The following is a 21214-nucleotide window of genomic DNA, read 5'->3' on the forward strand; positions in this document are numbered from 1 at the left end:
TCTACTTAGTAAACGGCAAGCCTGAGTTTGTAAAAAAATAAAACGGCTTCTGACCGGGTGATTCCGGGTCAAAAGCCGCTATATAAATGATTGAAATTAAATGTATTAGTAGCGTCGAATCTTTACTTCCGACAATCCTGCTTCGTAACGAATGATGATTTTGCGACTTGTCTGCTCAAATCCGGGCGAGCGGTAAAGCCCGTCCGAAATTTTTACCAGATCGTCTAGTTTTTTTACATTCAGGGCACCATCCAAACGTACTTCACAACCCACAGATTCGGGCACTTCGACCGTGACGGAAGCTACGCCTGACTCAATTTCGACGTCCATAGTTTCCAATTTGTCGCCAAGTTTAAGGTCAAGATCCGCCACACCGGTACTTACTTTGAGTTTTTTGACTTTAAAATTGCTCAAATCAAAATCAGCCGTTCCGGCGCCAACGCCCATGTCAATTGTCCAGATCGGGCTTTCGCTAAGGGAAAATTCAACGCTGTTTTCGATATTTTTCCCTTTGAGATTGACCTTGTTGTTTTCCATTTTGAAATCAATCTCCGCCGACCCAACGTTGCGGTTGTTGCGAATTGTGGAGGTAAAGCCACCGAGAGATGAGCGAGTATCGGCCTCAAAAAGCTTGTTGGTGTTTCCTTTGAGTTTGAATTCACCGGCTCCTCCCTCAAATTTCAGGGTAGCCTGTTGCAAACCCGATTCCAGATCGTACTCGTAGTGATCGTTGCGGCTACCGCGCCGGCTGCTTGAAGAATCTGCATCGTCGTCCTCATACTTTTGTCCGCGCGGGTCAGATTTTCGATCCCTTTCACGGTTACGGTCTTTATCCCGGTCGCTGTCCCAATCCCAGTCTTCGTCATCATCCCAGTCAAACCCCCAATTGTTTGAGTGGCGATCGAGTGCCCGTTCGGTCCGGTGGGTAATTCCGCCCAAAACGGCAAGTACGATGAGGATTCCGGCCACGCCGCCCCCAATGCCGCGCCGCTCGCCGCCGGAAGCCAGCAGGCTCAAACCCGCCAAAATGAGTAATGCGGGCCAGAAACGGGATACTTCCTGCCAGTCCAGGTAAAGGTAGCCCATGTTTCGCAGGAGCCAGACAACTCCCATCACGACGAGCAGCCCGCCCCAGAATATTCCATTTGATCGTTTCATAATACGTTGAGTTTAGTAGTTGGAGTTGGTATTTTGACCCGAACTAAACTGATGCTTTATAAGAAGCATACCACCTGACACGATAAGTACGATGGGCAAAAAGTAGCTTCCAAAATCAAAATCGGAGAGTTCTTCCACCAAAAATAAGGTACCAATGACAATGAGCATAATGCCCCAGAAAACGTTTTTAAAATTCATGGCTATGATCGGTTTTAGGTTGTAAGGTTTTTTTAAATCAGGTTTTGGGATCAGCCCACATGCGTTTATTTAATCTGTGGTGAATCGCCGTCGGTTCCCGAAGGTAAATCTTTGTCCGGATCAATAGGCATTCCGGGCTCATTGCTGTCAAACGGACGGTAAGGTACGGGATCCGGGTCGACGGGCGGCATTGGATCAACGGGCGGCGTGGGAGGAGGTGATGTAAAATCCGTTCCGCTACTTTGGGTATACTGCTCTTTATCGCGCTGCCGCAGAAGCAGATACGCACCTGCTCCAATGAGCGCTACCGGCCATACATACTCCCGGAAACGATACCAATAGGGGAGTTCGTCCAGCAAAAGAAATGCACCAACGGCCAATAGTGCGATACCGAGAATTTTTACGGTCCGGTCCGGATTGGTTTTCGCATCCGAAAAGTAAGAACGGGAGGGAGGTGTAGTCGATGGGTCTTCACCAGGCATATAGGTTGTGGATGGATGGCTTTCGGGCAAAACTGCCCAAAAAATGATATAGGCGACAGTTGTCCAGAAAAAACTGGGAGGAACCGGCAGAAGCAGCGCTACTACCCACAAAATGCGGATGATGGTTTTGTCAATGCCAAAGTAGTGGGCCATTCCCGAAGCTACGCCACCCAAAACAGCATCTTCGGGTATGCGGGTTAATTTCTTTTCCATGGTTTATAAATGTTCAGGTGATTGTTTTTTTGAAGGACGATGGCCGTTTTGACCTGCGCCTTTTCTTCAAAGTAATAAAGTTTTTCCTTTATTTGCAATCAAAGGTAGTAGGTAATGCAAGATACCTTCATCAGAAAACTTATAAATGGTTTTTGAAACGGTTGAATGGCGATTTTTATGGGTGAACTTTGCGACAATCTATCCGAAAATCAGGAAGTTTAGCGGCTAGTCATCCGTTTCGAGCGCTTCCAGAATATCCATCAACGCGCCAAAATCTTTGTAGCCGGGCCGGAGTTCGGCGCTTCCGCGCAGGGCAATGCCGGCCACCTTGGTTTGGGACAAGGCTTCTGTGACCTTATCTGCATCATCAAGCCCAAAGCCCAGGAGAATAGGATAATCGCGCACGAGTGCACCAATCATCAGTTTCCAATGCTCGGTCAGGGGCTCATTTTTCTCGGTTTCCAGCAAAAAATACGTTACATCCGACGCATAGCGCCCCATGAGGGCTTCCAGTTCTCCGGCTTCATAATGATCCACATCCACGCGCAGCAGCAGCGGCTTATTTAGCTCAGTTGACAAAAATGGCAACAGGTTAGGATCCTCAACCTGCACCGCTTCGCAGGGGTATAGCGAAAGTTGCTGCACTAACCGATTTGGGTCGGTTTCTCGGGTTTCGATAACAAGCTGCACGCCAGCAATCCATGCCCGCATTTCTTCGTACTTTTTTGGGGAAATATAAAACGTTGAGGATTCATCCATGGAAAAACCCAACATATCTACGCCCATCCCGGCACAATAGCGGGCGTCCGAAAGGTTAGTCACATTGCTGATTTTTACAAAGGTCGATAGCATACTAGATACGGGAAAATGAAAATTAAAGCCGTTAGTTTCAGGGTCAGGCAAGTTCCGAATATCCATGATTTGACAGGATCGTGAATTGCTTCAATATGCCAAAACTAGTACAATCTTCTGTTCTGTTCTAAAAAGGAACTAAATTTGCTGTCCGGAACGTTTCGTTCCGATACCATTCAATCAACCTAACCAATCGGAAGGCTTTGACCCTTCGCAGATTACCTATATGAGTAAACACGGACGAATTCTGGTCGCTATGAGCGGCGGTATTGATAGCTCGCTTGCGGCTGTGATGCTTCACGAAGAAGGTTACGAGGTCATCGGAATGACCATGAAAACCTGGGACTATGCCGGCAGCGGCGGCACCAAAAAAGAAACGGGCTGCTGCTCGCTCGATTCCATTAACGACGCCCGAAGCATTGCGGTGCAGCTCGGGTTTCCCCACTACATTCTGGACATACGCACCGAATTTGGTGACTATGTCATCGATCACTTTACAGGCGAATACCTGGAAGGTCGAACGCCCAATCCTTGTGTTTTGTGTAATACGCACATCAAATGGGATGCCCTGCTGCGTCGCGCCGACCGTCTTGACTGTCAGTATATTGCCACCGGGCACTACGCCAACATTCGCCATGAAAACGAACGCTATGTGATTTCCAAAGGCAAAGATGCCTGGAAAGATCAGAGCTATGTGTTGTGGGGCGTTTCGCAGGAAAGTCTGAGCCGTACCAAACTTCCGTTGGGACATTTGCACAAATCCGACATTCGGGAAATGGCCAAAGAACGGGGTTTTATTGATTTGGTCAATAAATCGGAGAGCTACGAAATCTGCTTCGTGCCCGACAACGACTACCGCGGTTTTCTCAAAAGACGACTGCCCGGTTTGGAACGGGAAGTCGCCGGGGGGAATTTTGTGCTCGAAGACGGCACCGTTCTTGGCAAACACGAAGGCTATCCGTTTTATACCGTAGGCCAACGCAAAGGCCTCGGAATTGCACTCGGAAAACCCGCCTTCGTTACCGAAATCAGAAAAGAAACGAACGAGGTTGTTTTGGGAGATTTGCCCGATTTACTTCGGAATGGCATGTATGTCAGCAAATTAAATATGCAAAAATACGCTGCGCTGGATCAGCCCCTCGAAACTGTGACCAAAGTACGCTACAAGCATGAAGGAACGTCGGCCATTATAACGCAGGAAGAGCCGGACCGCATGCGGGTTGATTTTCACGACGGCGTCAATGGCATTGCGCCCGGTCAGGCAGCCGTTTTTTATGAAGGCGACGATGTAGTAGGCGGCGGCTGGATCATGAAAAGTTTTCGGCAGTAAATAGCTGCTAGCTTTTAGGTTATTAGCAATTAGTCTTGTTGTCATTTGTGATTGCCTAAAATAAGTTGACCACAAATCAACTTATGACAAGGGGGGAATCTATTTAATAAACTGAATATCAATTAGATGAAAAAGCTAACAGCCGGGCGGCGTTCCGCTAATCGCTAAATGCTCATAGCTACTAATATGAAACCAACGGTTCAAATCGAATATTGTCCGCAGTGCGGGTGGTTGTTGCGGGCGGCCTGGATGGCGCAGGAATTGCTCACCACGTTTAGGGATGAGCTTTACGGCGTAACGTTGCACCCTTCCGAAACCACCGGACGATTTACCGTAAGTGTAGGTGACGCTATTTTATGGGATCGAAAACAGGAAGGCCGATTTCCCGAACCCAAAGAACTCAAACAGCGGCTGCGGGATCAGATAGCGCCGGACAAAAAGCTGGGCCACAGCGATCGGTAACAGGTCGGGGAGGATTTTCTTCCCCGACTTTTTTTTGTCGGCCACTTCCTTACCGTCGCAGGACTTCTGTATATGTTTTTTTGTAGACATCCATGGGGATTCTTCGCCACTTTTCTTCACAGTATAAAATTTATTTAGTAGCCTAAGGCTATTTATAAAGCATTGAAATTCAGATGGTTAAATTTTATTTTAAAATATAACTTTAACTAACTTATCCCCAGTAAATGAAAAGCCGGACTGGTTCGATTTTTTAGCTTTGATACCTGAACAGATACTAAAAAAGTATCTGATGAACTTTCATCAACTAAAACATTAAGAACCATGTCGGATAAAATGAAAAATCTGGATGATTTGCTGGAACATCAGCTAAAAGATTTGTATAGTGCAGAATCACAGATTATTAAGGCTTTGCCGAAAATGGCAAAGAAAGCTTCTGACGAGCAACTCAAACAAGCGTTGACCGATCATTTAGCAGAAACCGAAGAGCAGAAAAAACGTTTGGAAGAAGCCTGCAAGATTTTGGGCTTTAAACCCAGCGGAGAAACCTGCAAGGCGATCGAAGGAATTCTCAAAGAAGCCTCCGATTTTCTGTCCGAATCAGCCGAACCTGCTGTAATGGATGCCGGAATTATTGCCGAAGCACAGCGTGTGGAGCATTACGAAATCTCAGGCTACGGAACTGCCGCCCGCTACGCCAAGCAGCTAGGACATAAAGAAGTAGCTAAACTGTTGGATCAGACACTCGCCGAAGAGCAAAATGCTGATACTAAACTGAACAATTTAGCAATTGAACGCATAAATGTTGAGGCAGAATAAATGCCTTCCCAATACCTCTAAGGTAGGAATTCAGGAGCGTCGAAGAAATTTTTCTTCGACGCTATTTTTTTGCTTTTACGCATCAAGCAAAGGAAAGTATCGTTCCTGCAAAATCCGACGATGATGTAACGCATGTCCGGCGATGGTAAAACCCAACGCTGCTACCGAAATAGCCTGCCCCGAAGCCGTCCCCTGACGAAGTAATACGTCAGCATCAAAGCACTTGAATTGCAGCAATGTACACATGCGGAGCGCTTCAAATTCTTCCATTAAATCTGTCAGGCTGCGTTGTTGGGCGCGGGCTTCCTGTGCGAAATCGTTTTCTTCAAAACCGGGCAGAGGCGTTTGATCGTTTCTTGCAATCCGCAACGCCCGGTAACTCATGATTCGCTCGGTATCGATGCAATGTTGCAGAATATCCCGAACGGTCCATTTTCCTTCTTCATATACCTGATCGCCAAGTTGTTGCAAGCGTTGCTGATCTGCAAAAAGTTGGGCAGGACGAAACTTTTCGAGCGCCTCCAACAGCGGAATATCCTCGACCTGATGTATATAGCGATCAAAAAAAACGGGCATGAAAGGCAAGGTAGATTTTTCCATAATTTGCTGAATTTTAGTAGTAGAAATTAGCGGGCAATGGCGGTTTTAATTCGTTGACCTTTTAATTTTTCCTGCGAAATCCGGGCTACGACACGTTCAATTTTGGAGCGTTTGACCGCCGCAAATGAGCCAACATCCTTTATTTCTATCAGCCCTACTTCGTCTTTGGTAAGTTCTCCTTTTTTCATCAAAAGTCCGGCGATATCTCCTTTACTGATTTTATCTTTTTTTCCAGCCGAAAAGTAGAGCGTTTCCCACTCAGGTTCGGCGGGTAGCCGGTCGTATTCGGGTAGGGTCAATTCTTCCGGTTCAATCGATACATACGACGGTTTTTCGTCTTCTGCCAAAAGTAGATAGGCATGTCCCGAAGCGTGCATACGGGCGGTTCGTCCGTTTCGATGTACAAAAGCCTCTTCGGTCAAAGGCATTTGGTAATGTATAATTGACTGTATTTCAGGAATATCCAGCCCGCGCGAAGCCAGATCTGTGACGATCAAAATTCGGGAACTGCCATTTCTGAATTTCATTAGGGCCCGCTCACGGTCGGGTTGTTCGAGCCCGCCGTGAAAAATGGTGTGCACAAGCCCGCGCGTGGTCAGTACCTCACTGATGCGTTCGACGGCGTCGCGGTGATTGCAAAAAACCAACGTAGACGTAGAGCCTACTGCACATAGCAACGAGAAAAGCGTACTGAGTTTTTCGGGGCCCGTGGTCAGTACCGTTTGCAGGTGCAGGTCGGGAGCAGCGGTACGGTCTTCCAGAAAATTAACTTCGGTCAACGATTCTGTTTGGGCAAAATCGGGCAGCGGCGAAATCGTCGTAGCTGAGGTATATATTCTTCGTTTAAGGGTGGTCAGTGATCTGATAATAAAGGTCATATCGGCCTGAAAGCCCATTTCCAGCGCTTTATCAAATTCATCAAGTACCAAAGTCTGAATCGTTTCGGGCGCCACATTTCGCTTTCGAATATGATGCGCAATGCGGCCCGGCGTACCAATCCAAACCGTGGGTGGCTCAATCAGGCTATTTTCTTCGGTCTTGACGGCATGCCCACCGTAGCTGCAACTAACCTTTCGGCCTGTTCCCATAGACTTAAAAACACTTTCGATCTGCAAAGCCAACTCGCGCGAAGGCGCTACCACAAGCACCTGAATACCTACCGGTTGGGCAGGAAGTTGTTGCAGCGCAGCAAGCAAAAAAGCCAGCGTTTTGCCCGATCCGGTGGGAGAAAGCAGCAGCAAATCCTGGCTTGGGCTAGTGTGTAGCACGGCCTCCTGCATGGCGTTCAGGGCGGTGAGCTGTAAGGTTTTTAGAATAGATTCTACCATTGGTTTCGAGTCTCGTTTGAACAGGCAAAGGTACTTTAAATAATGCGAGCTACGGGTATTCAGTAAATATTAGCTTTGAAGGCAAGTGCGGTAAAAGAAGTCCGTTTAAAAGGCCTGCAAAAGATTATTTCATTCAGAAAGTACGAGTCGTTGGGTAAAGCAAACGGGGCGAATTATCTTGCACAAAAGACTAAAAACAACCGTAAACTCTATGAAGAAATTACTGCCCGCCCTGGGTTTGGCTTGTATAGCCCTCCTTTTTTTTCCTGCCCACGCACAGCTAACCGTGGAAAAAATCATGCGGGATCCTAAAACCTGGATCGGTACTTCGCCCTCAAATGTGCATTGGTCGGAAGATTCACGCACCATCTTTTTTGACTGGAATCCCGAAGCCGCACCGGGAGATTCTCTATACCTTTATTCTCTGTCGGATAAAAAAACTATGAAGGTATCGCAGTCGGAACGCCGTAAATTGCCCGCCGCTCAGGGTGTCTATAACCGACTATTTACCCTGAAAACCTACGTGAAAAATGGCGATTTATATTTGCTTGACTGCAAAACCAATCAGGTCCGGCAGTTGACCAATACCGTTGAAAATGAGAGCAATCCGACATTCAGCGGCGACGAGCAAAGCGTTCTTTTTGAAAAAGATGATAATATTTTCAGTATTTCACTTTCAACCGGATTGCTTACGCAACACACTGATTTTAAATCGGGTAAGAAAAAAGAAGAAGCAAAAAAATCGATTCAGGATACATGGCTGGAAGCCGATCAGCTGGCGATGTTTGAGATTCTTAAAGAACGAAAAGAGAAGAAAGATGCAGGAAAGAAGATCAGCGAAGCCGAAAAACCAACCCGACCCAAAGAAATTTACCTGGATGAAAAACGGGTCAGCGGGCAGCAGCTTAGTCCGGATGGACGGTTTGTGACCTATCAACTAAGCAAAGCCGACAAATCTGCCAAACGTACCGTTGTGCCAAGCTACGTGACGCAGTCAGGTTTTACGGAAGACCTGCCCGCTCGCGGGAAAGTCGGCGCGGCGCCTACGGCTTTTGAGTTTTGGGTGTATGATGTAAAAAAAGATACAACCCGGCAGGTAAGTACCAAAGAAATTGTGGGTATTTCGGACAAACCGGACTACCTGAAAGATTACCCAAAACAGGATTCTCTGTGGAAAAATAAAAAACGCGATGTGGTCGTTTTGGGTCCGTTCTGGTCACCCGATGGTCAAAATGCGGTGGTCGTGGTGCGGTCGCTGGACAACAAAGACCGCTGGATTATGCGGTTTAATCCTGATTCTTTGTCTCTCTCGCTTCTGGATCGTCAACGCGACGAAGCCTGGATTGGCGGCCCCGGTGTGGGAGGCTATTCTATGAGTGCCGGAGAGTTGGGGTGGGTAAATTCCCAAACGCTTTATTTTCAAAGTGAAGCCGATGGTTACTCGCATCTCTACACACTAGATGTGAAAACCGGAAAGAAAACGCAGTTGACGCGTGGAAAATTTGAAGTGCAGAGCGTGCAACTTTCACGGGATAAGCAGTGGTTTTATATGACAACCAACGAAGTACACCCCGGCGAAAAACATTTTTACAAAATGGCCGTCAGCGGAGGTGAGCGTCAGCAATTGACCAAAGCCAAAGGGGCGCATGAGGTCGTTCTCTCGCCCGATGAAACGCAGCTTGCCATTCGATATTCGTCGAGCAATCAGCCCTGGGAATTGTTCCTGCAATCAAATGACGCATCATCAAAGACCGAACAACTCACGAAATCAACTACCGAAGAATTTAGAAAATATGCCTGGCGGGAAGCAAAAATTATTACCATAAAAGCCTCCGACGGCGCCGATATTTATGCCCGGATTTACGAACCCAAAAAGTCAAATGGCCGTGCGGTGGTGTTTGTGCACGGCGCCGGTTATCTGCAAAATGCGCATTTCTGGTGGAGTAACTATTTTCGGGAATACATGTTTCATAACCTGCTCACCGACAAAGGCTATACGGTACTGGACATGGATTATCGGGCGAGTGCCGGCTACGGTCGTGACTGGCGCACGGGAATTTACCGGTTCATGGGAGGAAAAGATTTGACCGATCATGTGGACGGAGCGGCTCTTTTGGTGAAAAAATACGGCATTGATCCTAAAAAAATTGGCGTGTATGGAGGTTCTTACGGAGGATTCATTACCCTGATGGCGCTCTTTACCACGCCTGATGTGTTTACTGCCGGAGCCGCACTTCGGCCCGTGACCGACTGGGCCGCCTACAATCAGGGCTATACGGCCAATATCCTGAACGAGCCACAGGCAGATAGCCTGGCGTATCGCCGCAGTTCGCCGATTTATCATGCCGCCGGGCTAAAAAATCATTTGCTGATGTGCCACGGAATGGTCGACGTTAACGTGCATTTTCAGGATGTCGCGCGTCTGTCGCAGCGCTTGATCGAGCTTGGCAAATCCAACTGGGAGCTTGCGGCCTATCCAATGGAGGATCATGGCTTCGTGGAGGCCTCTTCATGGACGGATGAATACAAGCGAATTTTGAAGCTTTTTGAGGAAAAATTGCGCTAAACTCTTGGAATAGAGTATATAATGGTTTTGAAAAAATAGTGAATAACCAAGAGTTATTCACTATTTTTTGTATTTTAGAAGTACCAAAGAACTATTCACCCGAAAGTTAGGTTAAGCAGAAAGATGTATATACATTTATTTTTTCAAATACAAAATAGCATAAAAACATGAAGACATCTTATCTATCTCTTGCCGTACTGGGTTCAGCGCTGGTTTTATTTACTGCCTGTTCATCCAACGAAACTACTACCGAAGAAACCGCCGACTCTACTGCTTCCGTGGTTGCCGATGGCTCTATGAGCATTGATACTGCCGCCAGCAATGTGATGTGGAAAGGGACAATGGTTGGAATGTACGATCACTCGGGCGACGTAAAACTGAACTCGGGTAACGTAACTGTTGCTGACGGTAAGGTAACGGGAGGTACGTTTGAAGTCAACTTGAAATCGATTGTCCCTACGGATAAAAACTACAAGCCCGAAGAAGATCGTACGCCGGAGAAATTGGTAGGTCACCTGTCTTCCAATGACTTTTTTAACGTAGAAGAGTACCCAACGGCAACTTTCGAAATTACCGGTTCGGAAGGAACCACGATCATGGGGAACCTAACCGTACGTGGAAAAACGAATCCTGAAAAAGTTGAAAATGTAACAATTTCGGAAGAAAACGGGCAGGTTGTTATGACTGGTGACCTCACCTTCGACCGGACCAAATACGATGTGTCTTTCAAGCACCCGATGCAGGAAATGGTTCTGTCAAACGATATTGAACTGGCCGTTAAATTGGTAGCAGCCAACTGATTTTTGAGTGAAATAAGTCGATAATTCAGAGAAAAGAAAAGCACTTCTACCTTAGGAGTGCTTTTTTGGTTTTAAGCAATTACGTTTCTAAATCTTACCTATGGAGTAGTAAATCATAAGGAACCAAGCCTTATGAAAACAGCTAAAACTACACGTAGGATGCAAAACGATTGGACAACAAACCGCCGGAAATTTTTACAAAAATCTGCACTTTTGGCTGCCGGTACTTTCGCCCTTGGCAACCAACCAACCTGGGCACAACCAACACCTTTGGCCAATCCGCTTCCTCGCTGGAAAGGTTTCAATCTGTTGGATTTTTTTGCGCCGGATCCGGCCAATTCACGCCCGGCAACCACCGAGCAGCACCTGAAATGGATGGCAGACTGGGGCTTTGATTTTGTGCGCCTGCCTATGGCTTATCCTTCGTACGTATCGTTTGACCGTAGTAAACCCATTCAGGTTGAACAGGTCCGAAACATTGATACACAGGCCACTGATAAAATTGAGCAGCTGGTATTTCTCGCCCACAAGCACGGCCTGCACGTCAGTTTAAACCTGCACCGTGCACCGGGGTTTTGTGTAAATGCAGGATTTGAAGAGCCTTACAATCTTTGGCAGGATGCGCAGGCAATGGACGATTTTGTGTTTCACTGGTCGTTCTGGGCGAAGCGTTTTGCACAAACCTCTCCTGACAAAATAAGTTTTGACTTGCTGAACGAGCCCTGCACACGGGAAGATATGAACGATCAGCACTCCAAACGAGGGCCGATTCCGGGGGAATTATACCGAAAAATGGCGATTCAGGCTTCGGAAGCGATTCGGGCGGCGAACCCTAAACACCGGGTTATTGCGGATGGAAACAACGTGGGAAGTAATGTGATTCCGGAAATCACGGATTTAGATATCGGCCAAAGTTGTCGGGGCTATCATCCGGGCATTATTTCGCACTACAAAGCGCCCTGGGTTTTTAAAGAAATGGATCAGCTACCGGAGCCCAAATGGCCCGGGCAAGTGGGCAATCAGTACCTTAGCCGGGCTATGCTCGAAACCATGTACGAGCCCTGGATTGCGCTTACCAAACAGGGCGTGGGTGTTCACTGCGGCGAGTGCGGGTGTTTCAATAAAACTCCTCATGCAGTATTTCTGGCCTGGTTTGAAGATGTACTGGATATACTGACAGAGCACAAAATTGGCTATGCGCTCTGGGAATTCAGAGGGAGTTTTGGGATGTTGGATTCTGGCCGGGACGATGTGGCCTATGAAGATCATCATGGCTATAAACTGGACCGGAAACTCCTGACGCTCCTTCAAAAGTACTAGGTAATTTTGGGAAAATACTCCTCCAAAACTCAGCCACAAAACAGTGTAAAATATGTCGCACGAATTGCAGCCTTTATTACGGTACCTCGAACTTTTGTCGGTAAAAGTAGCCAAACTGGAAGCTGAGCAGATTGTGGCCCGTAACATGATTGGAAAACTCACGGCTACATTACATCAGGCCGAACTGACTGATATTGAGGCCTTACAGCGACGATTGGAATATACCACAAAACTGGCGCTTCTGCCATCCATTATGGAAGGAATGGCGGTCTTGTCCGAAGCGGAGGTACGCCGGTACCTGGGTGTTGAAGATGTCTGAGGGTTGGGTTTTATCTGGCATAACAATTTCTCTGTTCCGGTAAAATTAATCGACCATGATTGTTAAACCGATTGAAACCGGCTGGGAAGTTATTTACCAGCATGCCCACGGATTACTGGCTGCCGAACTAGCCCTGCATTGGAAAGTCAGCGAACGACCACCCTATTTTATGCAAACTTTGGTGGCAATTGCTGAGCACGACGACGGCCTGCTCGACTACCGGCAAACCGACACCCTGACCGCTGCCGGGGCTCCTTTGCCTTTTCAATTCCGAAGCTATAACCTCGAACAGTGCAAAGGCGCAATGGAAGTAGCTTCTGCCAAAAACCGCTGGAATGCCCTGCTGACTTCTCATCACCTGAGTTTTTTATATTCGGATAAGAAAGATCTTGACGCTGAAATGAAGGCATTTTTGAAGGAGCAACGAATCCTGCAAAAAAAACTTACCCGCGATTTGGGCCTTCAGCAAGAGGAAGTGCTGCAGGCATATCGGTTTGTAGAATGCTGCGACGCGCTGTCGCTGGTACTTTGTCTGGATGAGGTATTGCCCGAAAAACGTCAGCAGGACGTCAGTAAAACTCCGCAGGGGGAAATAATTAAGATTTGGGAAGAGCAAACGCTGCGCCTGGAACCGTGGCCCTTTGAACAGTCTCAGGTAAAGGTAAAGGTAGAGTTCCGGGAACTTCATCAATTGCAGTTTACCGATTCGGCTGAACTTTGGCGCTGTTTGCACGAGGCAGAAGTAAGCGAACGCTGCTGGACATTTACCAAATCGTGAGTCAGGTGGGTGGTCTTTCCGGGTGGCGTATGGTTAGTTTTTGATAGTAGGCTGCTTTTCTTGCCAAATCTGTTCAACTCTTTTCAGTACTACTACCTTATGAATCGTCGTCAAGCGCTTGCCGGACTTACGGCCACCACGGCTCTGGCTACCGTGCCCCAAATCGCCTCTGCTCACGCCAAGCGTGATGCTTTCAAGTATGCGCTCAATATGAGTACGTTGCGTGGCCACAAGCTGGGTTTTATGAAAGAAATCGAGGTCGCTTCCAAAGCCGGATACCGTCATGTCGAAATCTGGATTAATACTTTGCAGGACTATCTTAAAAATGGAGGCACCACCGCCGAAGCCCGCCGACATCTCAACGATTCAGGAATTGTGGTCGAAGATGCCATTGGCTTTGCTACCTGGATTGTGGACGACAACGCGGCCCGTACGAAGGCAATTGAACAGTTGAAACAGGAAATGGGGATTTTGGCCGAAATCGGTTGTACGCGCATTGCTGCGCCGCCGATGGGAGCTACCAACGAAGCAGGTTTAGATCTTAAAAAAGCAGCCGAACGCTATAACACCATTCTTGACCTGGGCGATCAGTCCGGCGTAGTGCCTCACCTGGAACTTTGGGGTTTTTCAAAAAATCTGAGTCGGGTGAGCGAGCTGCTTTACGTAGCCGTAGAAAGTGGACATCCTTCGGCAAAAGTGCTGATGGACGTATATCACCTGCATAAAGGTGGCTCCGGATTGCAGCAGGTAGGTTGGGTTGGCAAACCATTTATTGAAGTTTTCCACATTAACGATTACCCGGCATCTCCGCCCCGCGAAACGATTGTTGACGCCGACCGCGTATATCCCGGAGATGGAGTAGGGCCGTTGAAGGACCTATTGAGTATTTTAAAGAATCCTGAAAAACCGGTCATTCTTTCACTGGAAGTATTTAACCCAACCTACTATGCACAGGATGCACTTCTTGTTGCCAAAACGGGCCTTGCCAAAATGAAGCAAGTCACACAGGGAGTCTAATATACAAATATCCCCACAAGGTTTCAAAAGCCTTGTGGGGATATTGATTTTTAAACAAGTTTTGGTGATTAAATAGTTACCGGATTTCTAAAAATTGCCGCAACTACTGCACCTTCTTCGGGCATATCTTCCCTGGCGCACATATACACCTGACCATTTTGCAAGATAGTTTTCACGCAGGCTTCGGTCAATAAATCTTTGTTTTCTGCCGTAGACTCTTCTTCGAGCGTGAGCGTATAGAGTGATTCATTGTAGTGTCCCCAAATAGCCTCTTGCTTCCGTACAAAAAGCGTATCAACCTGTCCGGTCAGTGCGGCCAAAATTACCTTTTCGGGTTCAAACGACGCCCATTCACCAAACTGCAATTCTTTGAAACGATCCTGAGCATCCTGCTGCTTCTTTTCAAAAATCGGCTCCATCACTTCCAAAGCTTTTTCGTAGAGCGAAGCGGCATCACCCTCGGCAAAACTTCCCTGCACATAGCCTTCAACATATCCGTTATAATCAGCCGTTTTTCGGTAAATCGGAATCAGATATTCTACACCCGCCAGCACGACGGGAAGGGGCTCACAAGCAATAATTTCTTCTACTTTTTTAGATAACTCATAAAAGTATTGTTCGATATCAATCTTGTCGGTATTTGCAGCACCGTGACCATGAAACATAGCACCGCCGTTTCCACCACTACTTCCACCACTTCTGAATTGGAGTGATTCCTGCCGGTGAACATACACTAGATAATCATCAATTGTAGCAGGAACGTCCTCTGGAAAGACTACTTCCGAATAGGAGTGCATACCTGCTTCGTAAAGGCGAACATCATTTTGATTAAGGTTGAGTATGTAAAAACGCGAATTTGCATTCAACAACGGTACAAGTGGTTTCAGCATGAAGTTTTTGCCGACAAACGAAGATGGAGCGTCCAACTCAAAAGGCAACTGCTTAATGATTGTTCCTGCGGAACTATGGAAAAAAGCTACCGCATCGGAGCTATGTTGCCAGAAAGCAACATCTTCCAGGAGTTCATAGCCGGGGGCCAGAAAAGTCTTTGATTCCTCCTCTTTCCACTCATATTTTTCCATCAACTGCGTAAGCGCTTCTTTGAGTTGATTTTTGAAATTGATCTTATCTTGCTGATAATTATCTGATGATGAACGACTTGTTGGTGAAAAGATACTCACTTTTTGCTCTCCTTCCATTTCCAACAAATCGTTGAACTGATCTAATCTGAAAATTTCCATAAGTAGTTGGGCTTTTATTTGATAAAATGTCAATATTGATTTATGCAGTACCACAGGATTTTTAGCCGGGTAAACATTTTGTACTGTTAGATAAGAGAAGATTATTCCAAAGGTGGTAAAAAAGCCTTGTTAGCGTCTAACAATCTGAAAAACGGACAGTTAACAGAGAGTGAGCAGGCGGTATGTATCTCGTGTTTTGAGGAATATGTGCCCCTTTTGAGGAGAAAAGGTAATAGGTAAATCCTTGATTTACAGATTCCCCCGTTTTTATTAACTAACCAAATAGAGCCATGAAAAAGATAGAACAATTTCAAAACATTAAGTTGGATATTCAGGCGGAGAATTTTGATCCTGAGAACTATATTTTATCCCGGGTCAGGCACGAGCTCAAAAAACTTATGCGATTGTATGGCAACATTGTTGGCGCAGATGTGTACCTGCAGCAGGAAGGAATCGTAGGTCAGGAGCATAAAATGGCACGTATCCGCGTAGGCGTGCCGGGCAGAGATTTAATTGCTGAGGCGATTTCCAGCAATTGGCTAGAAGCCATTTCGGAAGTAGGGGCTAAGCTTCGGAATCAGATTCAAAACCGGTAATAGTCAAAAGAAATGAGTTTGACAGAACTAATTTCTTTGCAGGATTGAAGATGCTTTTTGATTAAGGTGTGTCATTATGTCCGTATGTTTTTTAGCATACGGACATTTTGTCGTTTATTGAATCGCAGAATTTTCTGGTATGGAGTTTTTAAAAAATAGCCTTATCAATAAACATACACAGGCTATGAAACGTAAACTCAATATATCAGAAGAAATTCTCATTCAGGCCGACGTAATGAACACGATGTACGGAGGAATGAGCGAACCGCAATTGGATATTCAGAGTCATGAGGAAGGCTATGAAGTCAAGATAAAAACGCCCGGCATTGAAGCGGACGCCCTACAAATCGAAATTTTACAGGATAAACTTATGGTTTATCACGTGTTGCCGGTTTTTTCAAAAGTAAGGGGCGAGAAAAGCGCCCATCAAACGGCTCGTTTTATCAGTCGGATGGTTATTCCTTCGGACGTAGATCTTGAAAATATATCGGCCCGGTACGACGAAGAATCCCGGTGTTTGAAGGTAGTTTTCCCTTTTAATAACCTCCATCAGGATTTTCACCGCCGGGTGGACATTGAGCGCTTTTAAACAGAATATAAGTAGTGTAGAATTTTATACACAGAAAAAGCTACCCGTTTGAGGTAGCTTTTTCTGTATTAGATTATTCCATATTTCAGGAAACCGTTCCGCCGTCCCAAATTTGTTTGCCGGGTTGTACAAAAGTCAGACTTCCGTCCCGATCCTCGGCCATCAAAATCATCCCTTTTGACTCCATGCCCATCATTTTGCGGGGAGCGAGATTTGCGAGGTAAAGTACCTGACGCCCAACAACTTCTTCGGGTTTAAAATGTTCCGCAATTCCGCTTAGAACGGTGCGTTCTTCCGAGCCTATCGTCAACTTTATTTTTAGCAATTTTTTACTTTTGGGTACTGTTTCGGCTTCCAGAACGGTCGCTACCCGAATGTCCATTTTTGAAAAATCATCAAACTGAATTTCTGGTTTCAGGTCAGGAATCACCTTACTTGCCAGTTCGTTTTGGCGCTTGGCCTCGTGGAGTTTATCAATTTGTTTCTGAATCACGTCATCCTCCATTTTTTCAAACAATAGACTCGACTCGCCCAAAACATGCCCGGCCGAGAGCAGATCAGGCGTTCCGGCCTGTTCCCATCGGGCCGTTTGCGCACCTAGTTGCATGTTGATTTTGGCGGCAGTAAATGGCATGAACGGCTCCATCACAATTGCGAGCGAGGCCGTAATTTGCAGCGCAATGTTCATGATCGTATCCACACGGCGATTGGTTGTACCGTCGGTGTCGGTTTTGATGGCGTGCCAGGGCTGCGTGTCGGCCAGGTATTTGTTTCCCAATCGCGCCAAATCCATCGTGAGCGCCAGCCCTTCTCTAAATTTATAGGTTTCAATTGCCTCACCGATTTTTGCCGGGAAAGCGGCCAATTCACGAAGAACAACCTGATCTATTTCCTGCAAATCGCTGAGTGCGGGTACTTTTCCGTCACAGAATTTTTGGGTCAGGATCATCGCCCGATTGACAAAATTTCCAAATACCCCTACGAGTTCGCTATTGTTGCGGGTCTGAAAATCTTTCCACGTAAACTCGCTGTCCTTGGTTTCGGGCGCATTAGCCGTCAGGGCGTAGCGCAGCACATCCTGTTTTCCCGGAAACTCGGCAAGGTACTCATGCAGCCACACGGCCCAGTTGCGGGAGGTCGAAATCTTGTCGCCTTCCAGGTTCATAAACTCATTGGCCGGCACCTGATCGGGCAAAATATAGCTGCCCTCTGCCATGAGCGTAGCCGGAAAAATAATGCAGTGAAACACGATATTATCTTTCCCGATAAAATGCACGAGCTTGGTGTCTTCCTGTTTCCACCACTTTTCCCAGCCGTCATCCTTGCCTGTTTGTTGCATCAGCCAATCCTTTGTAGCAGAAATGTAGCCGATCGGCGCTTCAAACCATACGTAAAGTACTTTTCCGTCGGTGTCGGGCAAAGGTACGGCAATGCCCCAGTCGAGGTCGCGGGTCATGGCGCGGGGTTTCAGGCCTTCTTTCAACCACGAATTGCACTGCCCCAACACATTTGTTTTCCAGTCGGGATGCTGATCGAGATAGGCCTGAATGTCAGGCTGCATGCGGTCCAAAGGCAAAAACCAGTTGGTCGTGGCCTTCATGACGGGCTTCGCTCCTGAGAGCATCGAACGCGGATCTTTCAGTTCGGTGGGGCTGAGGGTAGATCCGCAACGCTCGCACTGATCGCCATAGGCATTGGGATTTTCACACACCGGACAGGTGCCCACAATGTAGCGGTCGGCCAGAAATTGCTGTGCAGTTTCGTCGTAGTATTGCTCCGTTGTTTCTTCCAGAAATGCCCCTTTTTCGTATAGCGTTTTAAAAATTTCCTGCGAAGTCTCATGATGCACCGGCTTGCTGGTTCGTGAGTATACGTCAAAGGAAATTCCTAATTCTTCAAAAGCGTCTGCAATTTGAGTATAATACGTATCTACCACTTCCTGCGGCGTAACGCCTTCTTTTTTTGCCCGAATCGTGATCGGTACGCCGTGTTCGTCGGTGCCGCTGATGAAGGCAACCTCAGCGCCGCGGGAGCGAAGGTAACGCACGTAAATATCTGCCGGAATGTAACAGCCCGCCAAATGACCAATATGAATCGGACCATTGGCATAAATGAGCGCTGCCGTTACGGTATAGCGTTGGGGGTTTTTTAGAGACATATAATTTTTGGCGTTCAGCCTTTGGGTATCAGCTTTTTGCGGGTAGTTGTATGAAAATGTAAAGCAAATTTCCTGCAAAAATAACAAATCTGAATGACCAACCAGTCATATTCAAAAGTTGGTCCTGTATCATCAGCACTTTTGGTGAAAGTATTTCTACCTATAAAGTCATATTCTCCAAATTCGTTAATCTGCCAGTTTTGTAAAATATCTTTGTCTTTTTGTAAAAAATACTTGACACTGATGTAAAATAAACTTTACATTTGGAGAAATAAACTTTTAATCTATTAGCCATGAAAACAAAAAATCTTTTACCAAATCGCTGGAAACCGATCGGTTGGGCGCTGTTACTTATTTTTATTCCGTTGGGATGTTGGTTCATGGTAGCCGAAGAAGACTTTCCATGGAAAGTTGAGGTGAGAATTCCGTGGCCAATTGTTGAAGCCGAGAAGGAAGTTTTTTCTGGAAATATTAGCGATGGCGGAACGAATTTCGAAGGTAACATCAGCGTGAGCAACGAACCAACCGGAACCATGACGTTGCAATTAATTGATGAAATTCTTTCGATCTTCCTACTAGCCGGGTTTCTGATTACAGGATTTGCCCGAGTTAAAAATGAAGACGAACGAATTGCACACATGCGGCTGGAATCCTTGCAGTGGGCGATGTACGGAAATACCTTAATTTTGGTACTTTGTATAGTTTTTGTGCATGGTTTTACCTTTCTTAACATCATGATTTACAATATGTTCACGCCGTTATTGATCTTTGTATTACGATTTCACTGGCTTCTTTGGCAGGAATCCCGCGAACTAAAACGGCAGGAAGGGAAGGAGGTTGCCCTATGAAAAACAACATAAAAATTCAGCGGGCGATGCACAACATGACTCAGGCCGAACTGGCCGAAAAAGTTCAGGTATCACGGCAGACGATTAATGCCATTGAAGCTGAAAAGTACTCGCCTTCCCTGGTTTTGGGGTTAAAAATCGCCCGGGTTTTTTCCAAAGCCGTGGATGAAATTTTTGAGCTGGAAGAAGGCGAATAGCCAGGAACATCAGACCGGTTTTTCGCCCCATTCGAGGTTGTCTTCTATAATATCTTCTGTTTCCTGAATATTTTCAAAAGCGTAGTGCATTTTGGCCCGGTCAAATTCATTTTCATTGTTGGCAATCCAGATGGTTGCCACGCCATTGCCGATGAAATTGGTGATCGCGCGCGCTTCTGACATAAATCGATCTACCCCAAGCAACAGCGCCAAACCTTCCACTGGAATAACTTTAATGGCCGAAAGCGTAGACGCCAGCACTACAAAGCCGCTTCCCGTTACGCCGGCTGCTCCTTTGGAGGTAATCATCAGGATGCCAATAATCGTAAACATCTGCGCAATCGTTAGCTCCACGCCATAGACCTGCGCCAGAAAAATAGTGGCCATAGAGAGGTAAATGGTGGTGCCGTCGAGGTTGAACGAATAGCCCGCCGGTACTACCAAACCTACCACCGGTTTGGAGCAGCCCATGCGTTCAAGTTTTTCCATCAGAGAAGGCAAACCGGCTTCGGACGACGAGGTGCCAAGCACAATCAGAAGCTCTTCCCGGATATAGTTCAGATATTTGAGCAGGCTGATTTTGTAGTAGCGGAGAACCAGATATAAGATGACAAAAATGAACAAAGCCATGGTGACGTATACCGATAGCATCAATTTGCCCAAAGGCAGCAAAGTTTTGATTCCGTACTTGCCAATGGTAAACGCCATGCCGCCAAATGCTCCGATGGGCGCAAAAAGCATGACAAAATGTAACGCCTTAAATACATAACCCGACAGCAGTGTCAGGACTGAAACTATCCGTTGACGGCCAGTATATTTGCTCAAAAAAATACCAAAGGCAATGGAAAACAGCAGCACCTGAATGGTGAAATTGTCTTTCAGAAACTGCCACCAACTAAATCCTTTTTCGGCACTTTCCTGGAATTTAGAAACGTCACCACCTCCCAGGCCGCTCGTAACAACACCGTCGCCGGGACGGATAAAATGCGCAACCACGAGTCCAATCACGAGCGCAAAAGTGGTGATTACTTCAAAGTAAATCAAGGCTTTACCACCTACTTTACCCACTTTCTTCAAGTCGCCCATACCGCTGATACCCAGGGAGATCGTTAGAAAAATAATGGGACTGATGAAAAGCTTCACAATGTCAATAAATCCTTTTCCAAGCGGCTGCATTTGTTGGCCCGTTTCGGGCATAAAATGCCCAAGCAAAGCTCCGGCCGTGATGGCGGTAAGCACCCAAAAGGTGAGGTTTGTGAAAATTTTTTTCATCAGTAGAAGTCTTCAATAAATAGTAGGGGGTAGGAAAATATAAAGCAACCGGTATTAGACCTATTTCAAAGAAA

General features: G+C 46.5%; 22 protein-coding genes. 13 read left to right on the plus strand and 9 right to left on the minus strand.

What is annotated here, in order from left to right:
* Positions 1–105: 105 nt before the first annotated feature.
* The 4 genes from EZE20_RS03785 to EZE20_RS03800 all read right to left on the minus strand — a co-directional run bounded on the left by EZE20_RS03785 (position 106) and on the right by EZE20_RS03800 (position 2903).
* Positions 106–1158, minus strand: coding sequence for a LiaI-LiaF-like domain-containing protein (locus EZE20_RS03785; protein ID WP_132114648.1), 1053 nt, complete (start codon positions 1156–1158; stop codon positions 106–108).
* A 12-nt stretch (positions 1159–1170) separates the two neighbouring features.
* Entirely contained in the window at positions 1171–1356 is a 186-nt protein-coding gene (locus EZE20_RS03790) for a LiaF transmembrane domain-containing protein (RefSeq protein WP_132114650.1), read from the minus strand.
* Positions 1357–1421: 65 nt separating this feature from the next.
* Positions 1422–2051, minus strand: coding sequence for a PspC domain-containing protein (locus tag EZE20_RS03795; RefSeq protein WP_132114652.1), 630 nt, complete (start codon positions 2049–2051; stop codon positions 1422–1424).
* Positions 2052–2276: 225 nt separating this feature from the next.
* Positions 2277–2903, minus strand: a complete 627-nt coding sequence (locus EZE20_RS03800; RefSeq protein ID WP_132114654.1) for a beta/alpha barrel domain-containing protein — start codon at positions 2901–2903, stop codon at positions 2277–2279.
* A gap of 226 nt (positions 2904–3129) precedes the next feature.
* Here EZE20_RS03800 and mnmA point away from each other — a divergent pair, with 226 nt between their 5' ends.
* The 3 genes from mnmA (at position 3130) to EZE20_RS03815 (ending at position 5511) form a co-directional block, all read left to right on the plus strand.
* Positions 3130–4233: a tRNA 2-thiouridine(34) synthase MnmA gene (gene mnmA / locus EZE20_RS03805; protein WP_132114656.1), complete on the plus strand. Its 1104-nt coding sequence runs from the start codon at positions 3130–3132 to the stop codon at positions 4231–4233.
* Positions 4234–4419: 186 nt separating this feature from the next.
* Positions 4420–4695 (plus strand): SelT/SelW/SelH family protein, encoded by a 276-nt coding sequence (locus EZE20_RS03810; RefSeq protein ID WP_132115106.1) that lies wholly within the window; start codon positions 4420–4422, stop codon positions 4693–4695.
* Between the two features lie 321 nt (positions 4696–5016).
* Positions 5017–5511, plus strand: a complete 495-nt coding sequence (locus EZE20_RS03815; protein WP_199879868.1) for a YciE/YciF ferroxidase family protein — start codon at positions 5017–5019, stop codon at positions 5509–5511.
* Between the two features lie 75 nt (positions 5512–5586).
* Here the strand turns inward: EZE20_RS03815 and EZE20_RS03820 are convergent, their stop codons facing one another.
* Both EZE20_RS03820 and EZE20_RS03825 read right to left on the minus strand, forming a co-directional pair.
* Positions 5587–6111: a DinB family protein gene (locus EZE20_RS03820; RefSeq protein ID WP_132114658.1), complete on the minus strand. Its 525-nt coding sequence runs from the start codon at positions 6109–6111 to the stop codon at positions 5587–5589.
* A gap of 26 nt (positions 6112–6137) precedes the next feature.
* Entirely contained in the window at positions 6138–7439 is a 1302-nt protein-coding gene (locus tag EZE20_RS03825) for a DEAD/DEAH box helicase (RefSeq protein ID WP_132114660.1), read from the minus strand.
* A 211-nt stretch (positions 7440–7650) separates the two neighbouring features.
* Between EZE20_RS03825 and EZE20_RS03830 the strand changes: the two genes are divergently transcribed.
* The 6 genes from EZE20_RS03830 (at position 7651) to EZE20_RS03855 (ending at position 14239) form a co-directional block, all read left to right on the plus strand.
* On the plus strand, positions 7651–10005 hold the full coding sequence (locus EZE20_RS03830; RefSeq protein WP_132114662.1) for a S9 family peptidase: 2355 nt from the start codon (positions 7651–7653) through the stop codon (positions 10003–10005).
* Between the two features lie 167 nt (positions 10006–10172).
* A complete protein-coding gene (locus tag EZE20_RS03835) occupies positions 10173–10805 on the plus strand; it encodes a YceI family protein (RefSeq protein ID WP_132114664.1) in 633 nt (210 codons plus the stop codon).
* Positions 10806–10964: 159 nt separating this feature from the next.
* On the plus strand, positions 10965–12125 hold the full coding sequence (locus tag EZE20_RS03840) for a glycoside hydrolase family 5 protein (protein ID WP_132114666.1): 1161 nt from the start codon (positions 10965–10967) through the stop codon (positions 12123–12125).
* 52 nt (positions 12126–12177) lie between these two features.
* Positions 12178–12444, plus strand: a complete 267-nt coding sequence (locus EZE20_RS03845) for a hypothetical protein (RefSeq protein ID WP_132114668.1) — start codon at positions 12178–12180, stop codon at positions 12442–12444.
* A gap of 55 nt (positions 12445–12499) precedes the next feature.
* A complete protein-coding gene (locus tag EZE20_RS03850; RefSeq protein WP_132114670.1) occupies positions 12500–13222 on the plus strand; it encodes a DUF3891 family protein in 723 nt (240 codons plus the stop codon).
* A gap of 99 nt (positions 13223–13321) precedes the next feature.
* Complete coding sequence (locus tag EZE20_RS03855) at positions 13322–14239, plus strand: sugar phosphate isomerase/epimerase family protein (RefSeq protein ID WP_132114672.1); 918 nt, start codon at positions 13322–13324, stop codon at positions 14237–14239.
* 68 nt (positions 14240–14307) lie between these two features.
* Here the strand turns inward: EZE20_RS03855 and EZE20_RS03860 are convergent, their stop codons facing one another.
* Positions 14308–15480 carry a baeRF7 domain-containing protein gene (locus EZE20_RS03860; protein WP_132114674.1) on the minus strand — a complete coding sequence of 391 codons (1173 nt, stop codon included), beginning with the start codon at positions 15478–15480 and terminating at the stop codon, positions 14308–14310.
* A gap of 290 nt (positions 15481–15770) precedes the next feature.
* Here EZE20_RS03860 and EZE20_RS03865 point away from each other — a divergent pair, with 290 nt between their 5' ends.
* Both EZE20_RS03865 and EZE20_RS03870 read left to right on the plus strand, forming a co-directional pair.
* A complete protein-coding gene (locus EZE20_RS03865; RefSeq protein ID WP_132114676.1) occupies positions 15771–16076 on the plus strand; it encodes an HPF/RaiA family ribosome-associated protein in 306 nt (101 codons plus the stop codon).
* A gap of 184 nt (positions 16077–16260) precedes the next feature.
* A complete protein-coding gene (locus tag EZE20_RS03870; protein ID WP_165933401.1) occupies positions 16261–16665 on the plus strand; it encodes an Hsp20/alpha crystallin family protein in 405 nt (134 codons plus the stop codon).
* 85 nt (positions 16666–16750) lie between these two features.
* On the opposite strand, the gene metG is transcribed toward EZE20_RS03870, so the two are convergent.
* On the minus strand, positions 16751–18823 hold the full coding sequence (metG, locus tag EZE20_RS03875; RefSeq protein WP_132114680.1) for a methionine--tRNA ligase: 2073 nt from the start codon (positions 18821–18823) through the stop codon (positions 16751–16753).
* A gap of 293 nt (positions 18824–19116) precedes the next feature.
* Here metG and EZE20_RS03880 point away from each other — a divergent pair, with 293 nt between their 5' ends.
* Together EZE20_RS03880 and EZE20_RS03885 are read left to right on the plus strand one after the other, a co-directional pair.
* Positions 19117–19671 (plus strand): hypothetical protein, encoded by a 555-nt coding sequence (locus EZE20_RS03880; RefSeq protein ID WP_132114682.1) that lies wholly within the window; start codon positions 19117–19119, stop codon positions 19669–19671.
* Positions 19668–19868, plus strand: a complete 201-nt coding sequence (locus EZE20_RS03885) for a helix-turn-helix transcriptional regulator (RefSeq protein ID WP_132114684.1) — start codon at positions 19668–19670, stop codon at positions 19866–19868. The genes EZE20_RS03880 and EZE20_RS03885 overlap by 4 nt, the downstream gene beginning before the upstream one ends.
* A 9-nt stretch (positions 19869–19877) precedes the next feature.
* On the opposite strand, the gene dctA is transcribed toward EZE20_RS03885, so the two are convergent.
* Complete coding sequence (gene dctA / locus EZE20_RS03890) at positions 19878–21140, minus strand: C4-dicarboxylate transporter DctA (protein WP_132114686.1); 1263 nt, start codon at positions 21138–21140, stop codon at positions 19878–19880.
* Between the last annotated feature and the right edge of the window lie 74 nt (positions 21141–21214).

Origin of the sequence: Arundinibacter roseus, from assembly GCF_004348825.1 — a bacterium.
GTDB classification, from domain to species: domain Bacteria; phylum Bacteroidota; class Bacteroidia; order Cytophagales; family Spirosomataceae; genus Arundinibacter; species Arundinibacter roseus.